At 70.8% G+C, this 16207-nt stretch carries 15 protein-coding genes; 3 read left to right on the top strand and 12 right to left on the bottom strand.

Translation table 11 applies throughout. The annotated features are described in order from the left end of the window. Positions 1-51: 51 nt before the first annotated feature. The 9 genes from CP980_RS19780 to CP980_RS19740 form a co-directional block, all read right to left on the bottom strand. The gene (locus tag CP980_RS19780) at positions 52-1485 is read right to left on the bottom strand and encodes a NarK family nitrate/nitrite MFS transporter (RefSeq protein WP_229907242.1); all 1434 of its coding nucleotides are present in this window, start codon (positions 1483-1485) and stop codon (positions 52-54) included. A 2-nt stretch (positions 1486-1487) separates the two neighbouring features. Continuing rightward, positions 1488-1856 carry a hypothetical protein gene (locus CP980_RS19775; RefSeq protein ID WP_229907241.1) on the bottom strand — a complete coding sequence of 123 codons (369 nt, stop codon included), beginning with the start codon at positions 1854-1856 and terminating at the stop codon, positions 1488-1490. Then, complete coding sequence (locus CP980_RS19770; RefSeq protein WP_150528734.1) at positions 1853-2506, bottom strand: QcrA and Rieske domain-containing protein; 654 nt, start codon at positions 2504-2506, stop codon at positions 1853-1855. Before CP980_RS19770 ends, CP980_RS19775 begins: the two co-directional genes overlap by 4 nt. Continuing rightward, complete coding sequence (locus CP980_RS19765; protein WP_132757471.1) at positions 2503-3102, bottom strand: 4Fe-4S dicluster domain-containing protein; 600 nt, start codon at positions 3100-3102, stop codon at positions 2503-2505. Before CP980_RS19765 ends, CP980_RS19770 begins: the two co-directional genes overlap by 4 nt. Before the next feature lie 7 nt (positions 3103-3109). Continuing rightward, the gene (locus CP980_RS19760; RefSeq protein ID WP_150528733.1) at positions 3110-5428 is read right to left on the bottom strand and encodes a molybdopterin oxidoreductase family protein; all 2319 of its coding nucleotides are present in this window, start codon (positions 5426-5428) and stop codon (positions 3110-3112) included. Further along, the gene (locus tag CP980_RS19755; RefSeq protein ID WP_132757474.1) at positions 5425-6570 is read right to left on the bottom strand and encodes an MFS transporter; all 1146 of its coding nucleotides are present in this window, start codon (positions 6568-6570) and stop codon (positions 5425-5427) included. Before CP980_RS19755 ends, CP980_RS19760 begins: the two co-directional genes overlap by 4 nt. Before the next feature lie 74 nt (positions 6571-6644). Next, complete coding sequence (pflA, locus tag CP980_RS19750; protein ID WP_132757476.1) at positions 6645-7424, bottom strand: pyruvate formate-lyase-activating protein; 780 nt, start codon at positions 7422-7424, stop codon at positions 6645-6647. Between the two features lie 111 nt (positions 7425-7535). Then, on the bottom strand, positions 7536-9806 hold the full coding sequence (gene pflB, locus CP980_RS19745; RefSeq protein WP_132757478.1) for a formate C-acetyltransferase: 2271 nt from the start codon (positions 9804-9806) through the stop codon (positions 7536-7538). 236 nt (positions 9807-10042) lie between these two features. Next, the gene (locus CP980_RS19740) at positions 10043-11467 is read right to left on the bottom strand and encodes an MFS transporter (RefSeq protein ID WP_229907240.1); all 1425 of its coding nucleotides are present in this window, start codon (positions 11465-11467) and stop codon (positions 10043-10045) included. 195 nt (positions 11468-11662) lie between these two features. Between CP980_RS19740 and CP980_RS19735 the strand changes: the two genes are divergently transcribed. Beyond that, complete coding sequence (locus CP980_RS19735) at positions 11663-12823, top strand: low temperature requirement protein A (RefSeq protein ID WP_132757479.1); 1161 nt, start codon at positions 11663-11665, stop codon at positions 12821-12823. A 63-nt stretch (positions 12824-12886) separates the two neighbouring features. Continuing rightward, positions 12887-14155: a cytochrome P450 gene (locus CP980_RS19730; protein ID WP_150528732.1), complete on the top strand. Its 1269-nt coding sequence runs from the start codon at positions 12887-12889 to the stop codon at positions 14153-14155. A gap of 57 nt (positions 14156-14212) precedes the next feature. On the opposite strand, the gene CP980_RS19725 is transcribed toward CP980_RS19730, so the two are convergent. Together CP980_RS19725 and CP980_RS19720 are read right to left on the bottom strand one after the other, a co-directional pair. Beyond that, entirely contained in the window at positions 14213-14704 is a 492-nt protein-coding gene (locus CP980_RS19725) for a DUF5949 family protein (RefSeq protein WP_099891647.1), read from the bottom strand. A gap of 56 nt (positions 14705-14760) precedes the next feature. Next, complete coding sequence (locus CP980_RS19720; RefSeq protein WP_167535855.1) at positions 14761-15327, bottom strand: DUF4352 domain-containing protein; 567 nt, start codon at positions 15325-15327, stop codon at positions 14761-14763. A gap of 164 nt (positions 15328-15491) precedes the next feature. On the opposite strand from CP980_RS19720, the gene CP980_RS19710 reads away from it, so the two are divergent. Further along, complete coding sequence (locus CP980_RS19710) at positions 15492-15932, top strand: DUF6299 family protein (RefSeq protein WP_132757484.1); 441 nt, start codon at positions 15492-15494, stop codon at positions 15930-15932. A gap of 35 nt (positions 15933-15967) precedes the next feature. Here the strand turns inward: CP980_RS19710 and CP980_RS19705 are convergent, their stop codons facing one another. After that, positions 15968-16147 carry a hypothetical protein gene (locus tag CP980_RS19705; protein WP_150528729.1) on the bottom strand — a complete coding sequence of 60 codons (180 nt, stop codon included), beginning with the start codon at positions 16145-16147 and terminating at the stop codon, positions 15968-15970. Between the last annotated feature and the right edge of the window lie 60 nt (positions 16148-16207).

Raw genomic sequence — 16207 nt, 5'->3', positions numbered from 1 at the left:
CGCCCCGGCCCCGGCCCGCGAGCCCGCTCCGGCCCCGGTCCCGGCCCGGGGTCAGCTCGGGGCCTCTGCGCCCGGGCGGGCGTAGAACCACCAGCACACGGCGAGACAGGTGGCGTAGAAGCCGATGAAGAGCCACAGGGCGCTCGTGACGGTCATCGCGGCGAACATCGCGGGGATGAAGAAGAACCCGTAGGCGGCGATGGCGGAGGAGAAGCCGGTGACGGCGCCCGCCTCCATCTCCGACTGCTTCAGCGCCGCGGCCTGCGCCTCCGGGCCCCCGCCCTCGGCCTGCCGCATGTGCTGGTCCCGGAAGATCACCGGGATCTGCCGGAAGGTCGATCCGTTGCCCAGCCCGGAGAAGGCGAAGGCGGCGAGGAAGCCGATGAAGAAGGCCCAGAAGCTGCCCTGGTCGCCACCCGAGGGCAGCGCGAAGATCACCACGACCAGGGCCGCGGCCATGCCGACGAACGACAGCATCGTGACCCTGGCGCCGCCCATCTTGTCGGAGAGCCAGCCGCCGGCCCAGCGCATGAGCGCGCCGATGAACGGACCGATCCAGGCATAGGTGGTCGCCTGGTAGCCCTGCGCCTCGAAATTGTTCTTGATCAGCAGGGGCAGGCCCGCCGCGAAGCCGATGAAGGACCCGAAGGTGCCGACGTAGAGCCAGGTCATCAGCCAGTTGTGCTTGCGCTTGAAGATGATCTTCTGCTGGCTGAAGGGGGCCGCGGCCACCCGGAGGTCGTTCATCAGGAACCAGGCGAGCAGCGCCATGATCACCAGCAGGGGCACCCAGAGGAACGCGCCGTTCTGGAGCCAGATGTCGGTGTTCTTCCTCGCGTCGTGCTGGGGGCCGCCCGCGGGCGCGCCGAGCACGGCGGCGGTGACCACCAGCGGGGCGACCAGCTGGACCACGCTCACTCCGAGGTTGCCGAGGCCTCCGTTGAGCCCGTTGGCGCTGCCCTTCTCCCTCTTGGGGAAGAAGAAGCCGATGTTCGCCATCGAGGAGGCGAAGTTCGCGCCGCCGATCCCGCAGACGGCCGCGATCAGCGCCAGCTCCCAGTACGGGGTGCCGGTGTCCTGGAGCGCAAAGCCCAGCCACAGCATCGGCCCGACCAGGATGATCGTGCTGAACGCGGTGAACTTCCGCTCGCCGAAGATCGGCCCGATGAAGGTGTAGAGGATCCGGAAGGTGCCGCCGGTGATGCCGGGGATGGCGGTCAGCCAGAACAGCTGCGACTTCGAGAAGCCGAAGCCGACGTCGTTCAGCTTGACCACGGTGACCGACCAGACCTGCCAGACCACGAAGCCGAGCATCAGCGCGGGAATCGAGACCCAGAGGTTGCGCTGGGCGACGGTGCGGCCGGTGGACTGCCAGAAGCCCTCGTCCTCGGGCCGCCAGTCACCGATGGTGGCGCCGGGCTTGTAGGTCTCGCGGCGGTGCGAGCGCACCCGGGACGGGGTGGGGGTGGGGGTGGGTATGGACATGGTCATCGGTCCTTCGGGTCGAGGAGCCACAGTCCCAGCACGACGAGGAAGGACAGGATCAGGAATCCCGCACCCCACCAGGCCGTGCCGGTGTTGCCCTCCATCCACTCGTTGACGGTCACCGTCAGCGCCCAGAGCTGGCCGATCACGACCGTGAGCGCCAGAGCCAGACGGGCGTTGAGCTTCGAGGAGCGCTCCGGCTCCTGTTCGGAGCCGGCGCCCGGGCCGGGGCCGGTGTGCCGGATCCGCGGGTCGCCGTAGCCGCTGGTGGGGCGGATCTGCGGGTACCGCTCGCGCACCGGCCGGTTCAGCCGGGGCTGGGCACTGCCCGGTCGGTAGTCGGGGCGCGGAGGCAGGGCGCCGTCGCTCATGTGCGCCTGCTCTCGGCGACGCGGTCGGCACCGGCGCAGCCGAGCCTGCGGGCCATGTCGGGGCGGGACTCGCCGAACTGCCGGCACAGGGCCTCCCTCGCCGGCTCTCCCGACCGGGCGGTCGCGACGGCCCAGACGCTGCCGTCGACCTCCTCGGTCAGGAAGATCCTGGGGAGGGGCCGCGGCGGCGGGCCCGCGGTCACCTCGCCGGTGCGGGCGTCGAAGAAGCCCTCGTGGCAGGGGCAGTACAACTCCCCGTCGGCTCCCCGGTCCTCGCGCCACAGCACGGCGCAGGCCAGGTGGGTGCAGACGGCGGAGTAGCCGACGAGGGAACCGTCCGACAGCCGTACGGCCAGGGCCCGGTCCTCGTCACCGGGGAAGCGGAAGGCGACGGACTCGCCCGGCGCCAGCTGGTCGGCGACCTTCTTGGCCCGGGGCGGGCTGTCACCGTCGCCGTGCCGGTGCAGGATGCCGGAGGCGACGCCCACACCGCCGATGGCGAGGCCGCCGGAGACGGTGGCCACGATCCGCAGGTAGTCGCGGCGGGTGGTGAGGGAGTCCGCGCTGATCCGGTCGCGCAGCCGCTCGGCGGCGTCCTCTCCCGCGAGTTCCGGTCCCGTGGCGGGCGGGGGCGGTTCGGTGAGGCTCATCGGACATCCACTCCGTTGATCTCGACGACGGGCAGGCCGCCGGGGACGGGCCACTGGACCTTGTCGGCGGGAACCACCATCGCGACGCCGGTGCTGACCATGACGTCACCGAAGGCGAAGGAGTCGGCGACCTGGACGCCGGGGCGTTCGGCCTGGAGCTCTTCGAGGGTTCCGTAGAAGAGGGCCCCGGTCGGGCAGACGGTCGCGCACATCGGGGCCAGGCCGTAGGCGGTGCGGTCGTAGCAGAGGTTGCACTTCATCTGAAGCTTCGCCTGGAGGTCGATCTTCGGTACTCCGAAGGGGCAGGCGTTGACGCAGTTGGCGCAGCCGATGCAGCGGGTGGTGTCGGCCTGTTGGACCACGCCGTCGGCGGTCACCAGGATCGCGTCGGCGGGGCAGACCTCGGCGCACGGGGCGACCGGGTCCTCGCAGTGCATGCAGACGGTCGGAAGGGAGGCGACGGACGTGCCGGGGTCGGTGTAGTCCAGGTGGATCATCGATTTGCCGCGGTGGGAGTCGCATTCGCGGCAGGCGGAGACACAGGCCTGGCAGCCGATGCAGCGCCCCGGGTCGATGAAGATCGTGCGGCCCATCATGGCGGGGTCAGCTCCTCTCCGCCGTGCCACGGCCCTGCGGGGACGTGGGGGGCAGGGGGTCGGTGCGGGAGGCCTGGGCCTCCGGATAGGCCGACTGGCCAGGGGCCATGGGCGGCGCGGGCACCTCGTCGACCCGCTCGGCGGCCTCGATCCGGGCGGCGCAGACCTTGTACTCGGGGATCTTCGAGCGGGGGTCGAGGGCGTCGATGGTCAGGGCGTTCGCGGCCGTCGGGACGGGCCAGTGGTACGGGATGAAGACGGTGTCGGGGCGGATGGCCTCGGTGACCAGGGCCGGGAAGACCTCGCTGCCGCGGCGGGTGACCACCCGGACCGGGTCGCCGCTCTGGAAGCCGTGCGAGGGGTGGACCTCCACCCAGGGGCGGGGGGTCTGTTCGACGAGGGCGCCCAGGCGGCGGGTCTGGTTGCCGGAGAGGAAGTGCGCGACGGTGCGGCCGGTGGTGAGGGAGAGGGGGAACTCGTCGGTGTAGGCGTCCATGGGCGGATGCCACTCCACGACCTGGAGGTGGATCTTTCCGTCGGGGTGGTAGGTCCGGCCGTCCTCGAAGAGCCGGGGCGTGCCCGGGTGCTCGGTGGACGGGCAGGGCCAGGCGATCCCGCCGGTCTCCTCCAGCCGGTCGTAGGTGATGCCGTAGTAGTCGTTGACCGTGCCGGCGGAGGCGATCCGCAGCTCCTCGAACACCTCGCGGGAGCCGGGGAAGTCGAAGTGCTCACCGGCGCCGAGCCTGCGGGCGAGCTCGCACATGACCCAGGTGTCGGTGCGCACCCCGGCCGGGGGCTCCTGGGCCTTGTTGTGCTTGACCACACGGGCCTCGGCGTTGGCCATCACGCCCTCGTCCTCGGCCCAGGTGGTGACGGGGAAGACGACGTGGGCGTTGGCCGCGGTCTCGGAGAGGAAGAAGTCGAACTGGGCGTGGAACTCGGTGGTGTCGTAGCCGTCCTTGACCACCGCGTAGTTGGGGAGGGAGACGAAGGGGTTGTTGCAGATGCCGATGAGGCCGCGGATCTCCTTGCGCTGCATCTGCCAGACCATCTCCATCATGGAGGTGCCGGCGCCGGGCAGTTCGGATTCCTCGATGCCCCAGATCCGGCAGATCTGCGCCCGGTGTTCCGGGTTGGTGATGGAGCGGCCGCCGGGGAGGAGGTCGGACTTCTGGCCGTGCTCCCGGCCGCCCTGGCCGTTGCCCTGGCCGGTGATGGTCCCGTAGCCCGCGCCGGGCTTGCCGATGTTGCCGGTGGCCACGCACAGGTTGATGACGGAGAGGCAGTTCTCGACGCCCTGGGAGTGGTGTTCGATGCCGCGGGCGTGCCAGGCCATGGCCTTGCCCGCACCGGCGAAGACGCGCGCGACCTGGACGATCTGCTGCTCCGGGACCCCGCAGATCTCGGCGGAGCGGGCGGGCGGGTACTGCGCGACGGCCGCCTTGACCTCGTCCCAGCCGGTGGTGTGCGCGGCGAGGTAGGCCTCGTCGGTCAGCCCCTCGGCGACGACCACGTGGAGGACGGCGTTGAAGAAGGCGGAGTCGGTACCGGGCTTGATCGCGACGTGGATGTCGGCGGTGCGGGCGATGGCCGTCTCGCGCGGGTCGACCACGATCAGCGTGGCGCCGCGGTCCCGCGCGCCCCACAGGTACTGGGTCATCACGGGGAAGCACTCCCCCACGTTCGACCCGGCGATGAGCAGGCAGTCCGTGAGGAGGATGTCGGAGAAGGGGTTGCCGGCCCGGTCGATGCCGAAGGCGAGCTTGTTGGCGCCCGCGGCGCTGACCATGCACAGGCGGCCGTTGTAGTCGACGTGCTTGGTCTTCAGCGCGACCCGGGCGAACTTGCCGACCAGGTACGTCTTCTCGGAGAAGAGGCTGGCGCCGCCGAGCAGTCCGAACGCGTCGTTCCCGTACGCGCCCTGGATGCGGCGGATCTCGGAGACGGTGAAGTCCAGGGCCTCCTCCCACGAGCACGCGCGGAACTCCTCGTCGCGGGAGCGGCGCATCAGCGGGGCGGTGAGCCGGTCGGGGTGGTTGACCTGCTGGTAGGCGTTGATGCCCTTGGGGCACAGCCGCATCCGGTTGATGTCGTGGTTGCGGGGTTCCACGCCGAAGACCTTGCCCCCGCGGTCCACGCGCAGGTACATCCCGCACTGCACCCCGCAGAAGCAGCAGTGGGTGGGGACGAGGGTCTCGCCGTTCTGGTCGGCGTGCCACTGGTCGGCCGGAATGCCGCCCGCGTCGCGGAAGTTGCGCGTGCCGGGTGGGGCGATCGACGGGTCGAGGGGCAGGGCGGCCGGCTTGGCGGGGTCGGTCGCGGTCACTTGAAGCCCTTCTTGACGTGCGCGAGGTACGCGTTGCCGCGCAGGACCCGCTTGCAGCGCGGGCAGTACTCGACGAAGGCGTTGAAGTCGAGCTTCAGGTCCTGCATCGTGGCGCGCAGGTTCTCGACGTACGGGGCGGTGTCGACGGGCTCTCCGCAGCGCTTGCAGGCGAAGACCTGCTCGTCCTGGCGGGCCGTGTACTTGAACAGCTGCATGCCGACGGCGGCGGGCCGCTGGACGATGTGGAAGAACTTCCCGAACGGGATGTAGATGAGGGTGAACACCACCGACACCATGTGCAGCAGCGCCAGGAACTCGTAGCCTCCGCCGTGCAGGAAGATCGAAGAGAAGGTCAGCAGCAGCCCGGTCACCGAGATCACGATCAGGCAGATCAGCGGCAGCAGGTCATAGGCGAAGCGCTGGCCGGTGATGGCCCCGCGGTCCTTCATCCGCCGCCACAGGAAGTACGAGGCCCCGGGGATGACGAGCACGGCGGCGATGTCCAGGCCGTGGAACATCAGCCAGCCGACGACGTTCAGCGCGTCGAAGCCGAGGACCTTGAAGCCCCAGATCCGCATCTCGTAGCCGGGTCCCGAGCCGGTCGCGGAGGTGAAGGTGAACCAGCCCCAGGTCAGCGGGAAGGTGATCGCCGCGGCCAGCAGGCAGCCCCAGAAGATCATCTGGTGCGCGGCCCAGCGCGAGCGCGAGCGGGCGCCGAGGAACTTCTGGAACCCGAGGTAGGTGGCGATCATCCGCGGCACGGCGGTGGGCGCCTTGCGGAAGTTCGCGGCGGAGAAGAAGCTGCCGAAGCCCTTCTTGAACAGGCGCCGGGCTCCGGGCGCGGAGACCCAGACCGTGTACCGGTAGGCCACGCCGAAGGCGAGGAAGACGGTGGCGACGGCGTACGGCAGCAGCGCCGAGTCGAAGTCGCGCAGGAGCCGGCTGCCGAGCACGATCGCGGCGATCAGCAGCAGGGAGACGACCACTCCGGCGAGTGTCGCCCGCGCGGTGACGGACGGCCCGGCCGGCGGAAGGGTCCCCGTCAGCGGCGGCGCGGCCGGACGCGGAGGCGCGGACGGGGGCTGGGGCGGTGGCGGTGGCGGGGGCGGCTCCGCGGCGAGGGCTTCTGAGGGCTCGGACACAGCACCACGCTAGGTGGTCTGTACCGATTGAGCCCGTTATGACGTATATGGAAGTAGGCCGGACGGGTGAGGGCTCAGACGGCCGTCAGCCCCTGCGCCTCGAAGACCGCCCTGGCCCCCGCGACCTGCTCCGCCGTCGGCGACGGGGTGCCGTGCAGCGTGAACTCCTTGCCGAGCGCCTCCCATTTCCCCTCCCCCAGCTTGTGGAAGGGCAGCACGTCGACCCGGGAGACGTTGCCGAGGCCGACGGCGAAGGCGGCGACGCCCTCGACGTTCTCCCGGGCGTCGGTCAGCCCCGGCACCAGCACGAAGCGCAGGTGCACCTCCTTGCCGAGGCCGGCGAGGCGGCGGGCGAAGTCCAGCGTCGGCCGGAGCGGCCGCCCGGTCACCCTCCGGTACGTCTCCTGGTCCCAGGACTTGACGTCGAGGAGGACGAGGTCCACGTCGCGCAGCAGCGCGTCGGTGGCCCGTGCGCCGAGGAAGCCGGAGGTGTCCAGGGCGGTGTGCAGCCCCAGCTCGTGCTTCATCCGGTGCAGCAGTTCGCCCGCGAAGACGGGCTGGAGCAGCGGCTCGCCGCCGGAGACGGTGGCGCCGCCGCCCGATGCCGCGATGAACCGCGTGTACGTACGGGCCTCGGCGATGACGTCGTCCGCGGAGGTCCGTTCGCCGGCCCGCATCCGCCAGGTGTCGGGGTTGTGGCAGTACAGGCAGGTCAGCGGGCAGCCGGCGAGGAAGGTGACGAAGCGGGTCCCGGGGCCGTCCACGCCGGTGGACAGGTCCCAGGAGTGCACCGAACCCTCGCTGGGCCGGTGGGTGGCCGCGGCGGCCAGGGTGGAGGGAAGCAGGACGGTCATGGCAGGCACCCCTTGAGCGGTGGTCCGTCGTTTCTCGATCCCGGTCGGAGATCCTTGGTGCGCGGTCCGGAGCCGGATGAGGGCCGGCCCCGGACCGCACGGCCCCGCGGGCTACAGCGAGCCGTGGAAGGTGCGGTTCAGCACGTCGAGCTGCTGGTCCCGCGTCAGCCGGACGAAGTTCACCGCGTAGCCGCTGACCCGGATGGTCAGCTGCGGGTACTCCTCGGGGTGTTCCATGGCGTCCCGCAGCACGTCGCGGTTGAGCACGTTGACGTTCATGTGGAAGCCGTCGCTGGCCATGTAGCCGTCGAGGACACCCGCCAGGTTCTTGATCCGCTCCTCGGGAGTGCGGCCCAGGCCGTCGGGGGTGACGGTGTTGGTCAGCGAGATGCCGTCCTCGGCGTCCTCGTACGGCAGCTTCGCGACCGACAGCGCCGAGGCGACGTAGCCGTGGGTGTCGCGGCCGTTCATCGGGTTGGCGCCCGGGGAGAACGGCTCGCCGGCGCGGCGGCCGTCCGGGGTGTTGCCGGTCTTCTTGCCGTAGACGACGTTCGAGGTGATCGTCAGTACGGACTGGGTGTGCTCGGCTCCGCGGTACGTCGGGTGGCGGCGCACCTTGCGCATGAACTCCTCGACCAGCCGGACCGCGATGCCGTCGACCCGGTCGTCGTTGTTCCCGTACGCCGGGTACTCGCCCTCGACCGTGTAGTCCGTGGCCAGGCCGGTCCCGTCGCGGTGCACGCGGACCTTCGCGTACTTGATGGCGGCCAGCGAGTCGGCGGCGACCGACAGGCCGGCGATGCCGCAGGCCATCGTGCGGCGCACGTCGCGGTCGTGGAGCGCCATCTCGATGCGCTCGTACGCGTACTTGTCGTGCATGTAGTGGATGACGTTCAGCGCGTGGACGTAGGTGTCGGCGAGCCACTCCATCTGCGTGTCGAACTTGGCCATGACCTCGTCGTAGTCGAGGACGTCCGAGGTGATGGCGCCGCTCGCCGGGCCGACCTGGGCGCCGGACTTCTCGTCCCGGCCGCCGTTGATCGCGTACAGGAGGGTCTTGGCGAGGTTCACGCGGGCGCCGAAGTACTGCATCTGCTTGCCGACCGGCATCGCGGAGACGCAGCAGGCGATCGCGGTGTCGTCGCCGAAGCGCGGGCGCATCAGCTCGTCGGACTCGTACTGCACCGAGGAGGTGTCGATGGAGACGCGGGCGCAGAACTCCTTGAAGCCCTGCGGCAGCCGCGGCGACCAGAAGACGGTCATGTTCGGCTCGGGGGCCGGGCCCAGGTTGTAGAGGGTCTGGAGGTAGCGGAAGGAGGTACGGGTGACCAGCGGGCGGCCGTCCTCGCCCATGCCGGCGATGGACTCGGTGACCCAGGTCGGGTCGCCGGAGAACAGCTCGTCGTACTCGGGCGTGCGCAGGAAGCGCACGATCCGCAGCTTGATGATGAAGTCGTCGACGAGCTCCTGCGCCCGCTCCTCCGTCAGGAGGCCGGACTCGATGTCGCGCTGGAGGTAGACGTCGATGAAGGTGGAGGTCCGGCCCAGCGACATGGCCGCGCCGTTCTGCTCCTTCACGGCGGCCAAGTAGGCGAAGTACAGCCACTGGACGGCCTCGCGGCCCGTGCGCGCGGGGCCGGAGATGTCGCAGCCGTAGGAGGCGGCCATCGCCTTGAGCTCGGCGAGGGCGCGGATCTGCTCGGAGAGCTCCTCGCGCAGGCGGATCGTCTCTTCCAGCGGCCGGGGGCTCGCGGAGAGGGAGTTCAGCTCCTCCTTCTCCTCCTTCTTGACCTCGACGAGGCGGTCGACGCCGTAGAGGGCGACGCGGCGGTAGTCGCCGATGATGCGGCCGCGGCCGTACGCGTCCGGCAGCCCGGTGACGACGCCGGCCTTGCGGGCGGCGCGGATCTCGGGGGTGTAGGCGTCGAAGACACCGGCGTTGTGCGTCTTGCGGTACTGCGTGAAGACCTGCTCCAGCTCCTCGGAGACCGGGTAGCCGTACGTCTCCAGGGCGCCGGCGACCATGCGCCAGCCGCCGTACGGCATGATCGCGCGCTTGAGCGGGGCGTCGGTCTGGAGGCCGACGATCAGGTCCTTGTCGCGGTCGATGTAGCCGGGCGCGTGCGCGGTGATGGTCGAGGGGACGTCGTACGCGACGTCGAGGACGCCCTTCTCGCGCTCCTCGGGGAACTTGTCCGTGACGGCCCTCCACACGGCGGTGGTGCGGGCGGTGGGCCCGGCGAGGAACTCGTCGCCGCCTTCGTACGGCGTGTAGTTCTGCTGGATGAAGTCGCGGACGTCGATGGCGTCGCGCCACAGACCGCCCCTGAACCCCTCCCAGGCCTCGCCGTTCTTCGTGGTCTCCACAGGAGTGGCAGTCATGGCCGGCACCTTCTTCCGTCGCGTGTCATCGCTTGCCTCCATTGCACGCCTTTTGATCGATCATTTGCCGCCGCGATGGTCCCGATCCGACGTCCAAAGGTCCTGCCGTCTCACCGCCCGAGACCCTGACACCCCCTCCGACCTGGGATTCCTCCCAGGCCCAAGGCCCCTCACGAGCTCGTGAAGATTTTCACAAGAGGGGCCGCCCCAGCCTCACCGGTGCGGCGGGGGTCGGTCTAGCTCGGGGCTTCCGCGCCCTTGCGGGCGTAGAACCACCAGGCCACCGCCACACAGCTGGCGTAGAAGCCCACGAAGCCCCACATGGCGCTGGTCACCGCGAAGTTGGCGAACATCGCCGGGATGAAGAAGAAGCCGTACGCCGCGATCGCCGCCGTGAAACCGGTGACCGCTCCCGACTCGATCTCCGCTTGCCTCAGCGCGGCCGCGTACTGCGGCGTGCCCTCCGTCAGGCCCTTCAGGTGCCGGCCCCGGAAGATCACCGGGATCTGGCGGAACGTCGAGCCGTTGCCGATGCCCGAGAAGAAGAACGCCGCCAGGAAGCAGAGGAAGAACCCGTGGAAGGAGCCCTGGTCCGAGCCCGCCGGGAGGAAGGTGATCACACCGATGATCGAGCCGGCCATGCCCACGAAGGACAGGATCGTCACCCGGGCGCCGCCCAGCTTGTCTGCGATCCAGCCGCCCGCCCAACGCGCCAGGGCGCCCAGCGCCGGGCCCATCCAGGCGTACGTCGCCACCGAGTACGCCGGGAAGGTGGTCTTGATGAGCAGCGGGAGGGCCGCCGCGAAGCCGATGAAGGAGCCGAACGTACCGACGTACAGCCAGGTCATCAGCCAGTTGTGCTTGCGCTTGAAGATGACCTTCTGCTGGCTGAAGGGGGTGGAGGCCACCTTCAGGTCGTTCTGCCCGAACCAGGCCACGGCCGCGAGCACGATCAGGACCGGGATCCAGACGAACGCCGCGTTCTGGAGGTAGATCTCCGAGCCGTCCGCCTTCCTCTGACCCGCTCCGATCGCCAGCACGGAGGAGGTGATCAGGATCGGGGTCAGCAGCTGGACCACCGATACGCCCAGGTTGCCCAGGCCCCCGTTGATGCCGGTCGCGTTGCCCTTCTCCTGCTTCGGGTAGAAGAAGCCGATGTTGGCGAGCGAGGAGGAGAAGTTCGCGCCGCCGATGCCGCACAGCGCGGCGATCGCGATCATCGTGCCGTACGGGGTGTCCGGGTTCTGCACGGCGAAGCCCAGCCACAGCAGCGGGCCGACCAGCACCACCGTCGAGATCGCCGTGAAGCGGCGCTGGCCGATCATCGGCCCGAGGAAGGTGTAGAGGATCCGCGCCGTACCGCCGGTGAGGCCCGGGACGGCCGTCAGCCAGAACAGCTGCGACCGGCTGAAGCCGAAGCCGACGTCCTTGAGGTTCGTCGCCGTGATGCTCCAGACCTGCCAGACCACGAAGGCCACGAGCAGGGCCGGCACCGCGATCCACAGGTTGCGGGTGGCGACCCGCCTGCCCGTGGCGCGCCAGAAGGACGGATCCTGCGGCGCCCAGTCCGTGATGGTGCGGCCGGGGCGGTACTGCGCCGGATCGGGCGCCTGCGCGCGGCGGCCCGCCTCCGTGCGCAGATCCTGCGTGGCGGAACTCATGGCGTGTCCTGGGGGTTTGAGAAGACTCCTGAGGGTCCTGACCTGTCCAGGCTCCGTCCCGCGGGTCCCCCGGCATCAGAGGAGAACGTCGCGCGGGCGACAAGGACAAGGTCCCGTCGCCCACAGTGCGTAGGTCTGGGACCCCGGCCGCGCGCCTCGCCTGCCGACCGGCGTACGGCTGCTGTCCTGTGCGGTATGACCATGACATACGTGCCGATGACGTCCCGCAGCAGGCACGAGAGCCACCGGGCCTCGACCCCGCTGGAGCTGTTCTTCGACCTCTGCTTCGTCGTCGCCGTGGCACAGGCCGGCCGGCAGCTCGTCCACGCGCTCGCCGAGGGCCATGTCGGCGCCGGCGTCACCGGCTACCTCTTCGTGTTCTTCGGGGTGTGGTGGGCCTGGATGAACTTCACCTGGTTCGCCTCCGCCTACGACGTCGACGACGTGCCGTACCGGATCGCGACCCTCGTGCAGATCGCCGGTGTGCTCATCTACTCGGCCGGGATCCCGCGCGCCTTCAACGACAACGACTGGACCGTCTCCGTCCTCGGCTACGTGGTGATGCGCTTCGCGCTCACCGCGCAGTGGCTGCGCGCCGCCGCCGGGGAGCAGGGTCCGGCCCGGCGCACCGCGCTCACGTACGCGATCGGCCTGCTGGCCTGCCAGGCCGGCTGGGTGGCGCTGCTCTGGGCGCCCGAGGACTCCCGCCGATGGCTGTTCCTGGCGCTCGTGCTGGTGGAGTTGCTGATCCCGGTGCTCGCCGAGCGCAGCTACCAGACCCAGTGGCACCCGCACCACATCGCCGAGCGGTACGGCCTGTTCACCATCATCGTGCTCGGCGAGACCATCGCCGCCAGCACGGTCGCCGTCCAGTCGGCGATCGACGAGCACGAGGCCCTGGGCGAGTTGCTGCCGATCGCCGCCGGCGGTCTGCTGCTGGTCTTCGCGGCCTGGTGGATCTACTTCGCCGTCCCCGCCCACGACCGGCTGCGGAGCAACCGCGAGGCCATCCCGTGGGGGTACGGGCACTACGTGATCTTCGCTTCGGCCGCGGCCATCGGGGCCGGCCTGGAAGTGGCGATCGAGCACGCGGTCGGCAACGCCCACATCTCGGAACTGTCCGCCAACCTCGCGGTGTGCGTCCCTGCGGCGCTCTTCCTGGCCTTCGTCTGGCTCCTGCACTCCCGCCACTTCAAGCGCGGTACGGCCCAGCAGCTGGTGCTGCCGCTCACGGCGCTGGCGATCCTCGCCTGCGCGTGGACCGGCGCGCACGCGGTGCTGTGGGCCGGGCTGGTCGGCGCGGCCTCCGTCGCGGCGGGCGTGACCTTGGCCCACCGGCAGCGTTCTGGTGCGTGAGGACGGCGGGCTCCGCGGCCGCGGCGGCCACGGCGAGCGCGCCGTCGACAGGGAGAAGAAACGATGAAGGTCCCGGTACAGCGGTACGCGGACACGGGCGCGGCGGTGGCGGAGTACGGGGAGCTCGCCGACCCGGCGTTCTGGCAGCAGCCCCCGGCGGCGCGCCTCGCGGCGTTCGCCCGGCTGCGGGCCCTGGACTCGCCGGTCTACGTGCCCGAGGGCAAGGGCCGCGGCCACTGGGCCCTCGTACGCCACGCGGACGTCCAGGAGGCGAGCCGGCTGCCCAAGGTGTTCGCCAGCGCGCCCGGGGTGACCACGCCCGAGCCGGCCCGGTGGGTGCGGGCCCTGTTCGGGGACTCGATGGTCAACCTCGACGGCGCGGACCACGCGCGGCTGCGCAAGATCGTGCAGCGGGCGTTCACCCCGCGGCTGCTGGCGGCGGCCGAGGCGGACATCCACGCGGTGGCCGCCCGGATCGTGGACGACGTACTGGCGCAGGAGCCCGACGAGTTCGTCTCGGCCGTGTCCTCCCGGCTGCCGCTGGAGGTCATCTGCAACATGATGGGGATCCCGGAACGCCACCGCGCCGAGATCGCCGACCGCGTCAACCACGCCTCGGAGAACATCGGCGTCGAGCGGGGCCTGGCCGCCCGGCTGCGGATGCCGGGACGCGGGCTGCGGGCCCTGGCCAGGATGCAGCGGATGGTCGCGGGCATCGGCCGGGAGCGGCGCAGGAACCCCACCGACGACCTGATCTCGGCGCTGGTCAGCGCCGATGTGGACGGACAGGGGCTGAACGCCCGCCAGCTCGGCGCGTTCTTCTCGCTGCTGATGGTGGCCGGGGTGGAGACCACCCGCAACGCGATCACCCACGGGCTGAGCCTGCTGACCGATCACCCGGCCCAACGGGACCTGCTGATCGGGGACTTCGAGACGTACGCGGACGGCGCGGTGGACGAGATGATCCGCCACTCGACGCCGATCATCCAGTTCCGCAGGACCGTGGCCGCCGAACACACCCTGGGCGGGCACCTGTTCCACCCCGGCGACAAGGTCGTGCTGTACTACGCCTCCGCCAACCGCGACGAGGCGGTCTTCCCCGACCCCGACGCCTTCGACATCACCCGCTCGCCCAATCCGCACCTGGGCTTCGGCGGCGGCGGCCCGCACTTCTGCCTGGGCGCGCACCTGGCCCGCGTGGAGATGAAGGCCCTGTTCCGCGAACTGCTGACCCGGCCGGTGGGGCTGAGGGCGGTGGGGCTGCCGGACCTGGCGGGCTCGAACTTCGACAACCGGGTCCGCTCGCTCAAGTTCGCGTTCGAGCGCCCCTGAGGGCGCGGCCGGCCACCGGGCAGGCTGGGAGCCCGGCGGCCGGAGCGCGGGAGCGCCCTACTGCAGGCGTCGCACCGCGAGCACGCAGTGGGCGCTGCCCGTGAGCACGGCCTCGTCGCCCGCGAACTCCTGCAGGGTCTTCGGATCGACCGGCTGGCCCGGGACGGCCTCGGGCCAGGCGCGCGTGGCGAACAGGAAGTAGGCCTGGCCGCTCTCGTTCGCCGCGGCGACCCACTCGTCCGGGGCCGTGCAGGTCGCGTTCAGCCCCGGCAGGGTCAGCGCGACCTGGTTGTCCGCGAGCACGATCTGCACGGGGAAGCCGGCCGGATTGCGGGTGCCGTCCATGACCACGTCACCGATGGGCAGGCCGATCTCCTCCAGCAGCCCGCGGGCGGCCGTCTCCCCGGCCTCCCGCCCCTGCGGCCCGTCGCCGAGGGTGTAGGCGAGCAGGTACGGGATGTCGTGGCCCTCGGCGGGGTCGCCGATCCAGGCGAGCACCGAAAGGGTGCCGAGGTGGGACCGGTCGGTTTCGGCTTGAGTTGAAGTCATGCGCCGCACCCTAGTGCTCTCTCCGCCGCGCCTTTCCGGCCCTTCACCCGGGCGGGCTAGACGGCCCAGAATCCCTCTCCGGAATTCGCCTGCATGTTCGCGTCCTGGTACTGGAGCCGCACGATGCGCGCCTTTTCCGGAATTTCGAACACCACCCACCCCTCGGCCCGCCCGCCGACGGCGAGGGAATCGAAGGCGAGCGGTTTTCCGGTGGTCAGTTCACCGGTCGGCACCACCCCGTGGCGCCCTCCCGCACTGTCGTACGCCCACATCTGCCCCAGTTCCCCGTACGAGTCCCCGCCGACGTTGACGAACGACATCGACGCGGCCACCCAGCGCTTGCCCGCGGGCGGGGCGTAGTTCGTCTCGACGCTGACCGCGGGGTCCACGTACGCGTTGAGCACGGCCTGCAGGTGCCGGCCCACCTGGCGCCCGCGCACCCGTACGGCTTCACCCACATGGGCATCCTTCGGGGCGGCCGCCCCCGGGGCGCCGTCGTCCACCGGGACGGCGGGCGCCGCGGCGGGGGCGAGGGCGGCCCCCTCGGGGGCGGAGCAGGCCGTGGCACCGAACAGCAGGAAGGGCAGGAGAGCGGCGGCGAGGACGGAAGCGTTCTGGCGCATGCGTGATCCCTTCGGGGACCTTCGGGAGGTATTTCCGGCCAGTCTCACGCGCCCGAGCGGGCAATTGCACACACCGACACGGGTGCGCGGAAGGAGTTGCCCGCCATCTGCCAGCACAATGCGTTTCGGCGCTTTTGTGCCGCCCCACCCCCCATGGAGGATTCATGCGCGTTTCCACCCGCCGGCTGACCGTGACGGCGCTTTCCGCACTGGCCGCCGCCACCGCGTTCACCGCTCCGGCCGACGCCCGTTCCCACGAGAATTCGATTTCCGTACAGGAAGTCGGCCACATTTCCGAGGACGGCCACGTCACCCTTTACGGGACCTACGCGTGCGCGCCCTCGTCACCCCGTGGAGTGCAAATCCAGCTCACGCTCGCCCAGGACGCCACCCGCCTCGGCTTCGGCGGCGAGGAGGCCGTGTGCGACGGGCGGGAGCACGACTGGTCCGCCTCCGCCTCGCTGGAGCTGGTGGACGTGCACCCGGGCGCGGCCGGTGCGCAGGCCAGGCTCCAGGCGGCGAGCCTGAACTCCGGGTTCGGCGTGCGCGTGTCCTACCTGGCGCAGGCCGAGCGGGACATCGTCCTGGAGGAGAAGCACCGCTGAGCGCCCCGCCCGCGGCCGGTGGCCGGCGCCCGCCGCTACCGGCAGGCGGGGGCCACGCCGGTCATCGACATGAAGGCGACGGCCTGGCAGCCGGGATCCGCGTGCGGTTGCCCGGCCGCGCGGTGCACGGCCGCCGGTACGCCGACGGTCAGCAGGAGCAGCGCGAGGAGAGCGGTCGCGGTCCCCTTGCCCGGCCGCTTGCTCAGCCGGTGCACGGCGGGGTCCCGGTCCGTGTGGTCGTCCGTTCCATGGACGGCATCATCACTCCGGTCCCG

Origin of the sequence: Streptomyces vinaceus, assembly GCF_008704935.1 — a bacterium.
Lineage (GTDB): Bacteria > Actinomycetota > Actinomycetes > Streptomycetales > Streptomycetaceae > Streptomyces > Streptomyces vinaceus.
The sequence above is the reverse complement of the archived record's forward strand: the minus strand, read 5'-3'. Positions and strand labels throughout refer to the sequence as shown.

Bases quoted from the DNA above. Each gene is read 5' to 3' on its own strand.
- CP980_RS19720 (WP_167535855.1), bottom strand. From the start codon at position 15,327: ATGCGCCAGAACGCTTCCGTCCTCGCCGCCGCTCTCCTGCCCTTCCTG.
- pflB (WP_132757478.1), bottom strand. From the start codon at position 9,806: ATGACTGCCACTCCTGTGGAGACCACGAAGAACGGCGAGGCCTGGGAG.
- CP980_RS19735 (WP_132757479.1), top strand. From the start codon at position 11,663: ATGACCATGACATACGTGCCGATGACGTCCCGCAGCAGGCACGAGAGC.
- CP980_RS19780 (WP_229907242.1), bottom strand. From the start codon at position 1,485: ATGTCCATACCCACCCCCACCCCCACCCCGTCCCGGGTGCGCTCGCAC.
- CP980_RS19765 (WP_132757471.1), bottom strand. From the start codon at position 3,102: ATGATGGGCCGCACGATCTTCATCGACCCGGGGCGCTGCATCGGCTGC.
- CP980_RS19725 (WP_099891647.1), bottom strand. From the start codon at position 14,704: ATGACTTCAACTCAAGCCGAAACCGACCGGTCCCACCTCGGCACCCTT.
- CP980_RS19770 (WP_150528734.1), bottom strand. From the start codon at position 2,506: ATGAGCCTCACCGAACCGCCCCCGCCCGCCACGGGACCGGAACTCGCG.
- CP980_RS19740 (WP_229907240.1), bottom strand. From the start codon at position 11,467: ATGAGTTCCGCCACGCAGGATCTGCGCACGGAGGCGGGCCGCCGCGCG.
- CP980_RS19775 (WP_229907241.1), bottom strand. From the start codon at position 1,856: ATGAGCGACGGCGCCCTGCCTCCGCGCCCCGACTACCGACCGGGCAGT.
- CP980_RS19710 (WP_132757484.1), top strand. From the start codon at position 15,492: ATGCGCGTTTCCACCCGCCGGCTGACCGTGACGGCGCTTTCCGCACTG.
- pflA (WP_132757476.1), bottom strand. From the start codon at position 7,424: ATGACCGTCCTGCTTCCCTCCACCCTGGCCGCCGCGGCCACCCACCGG.
- CP980_RS19730 (WP_150528732.1), top strand. From the start codon at position 12,887: ATGAAGGTCCCGGTACAGCGGTACGCGGACACGGGCGCGGCGGTGGCG.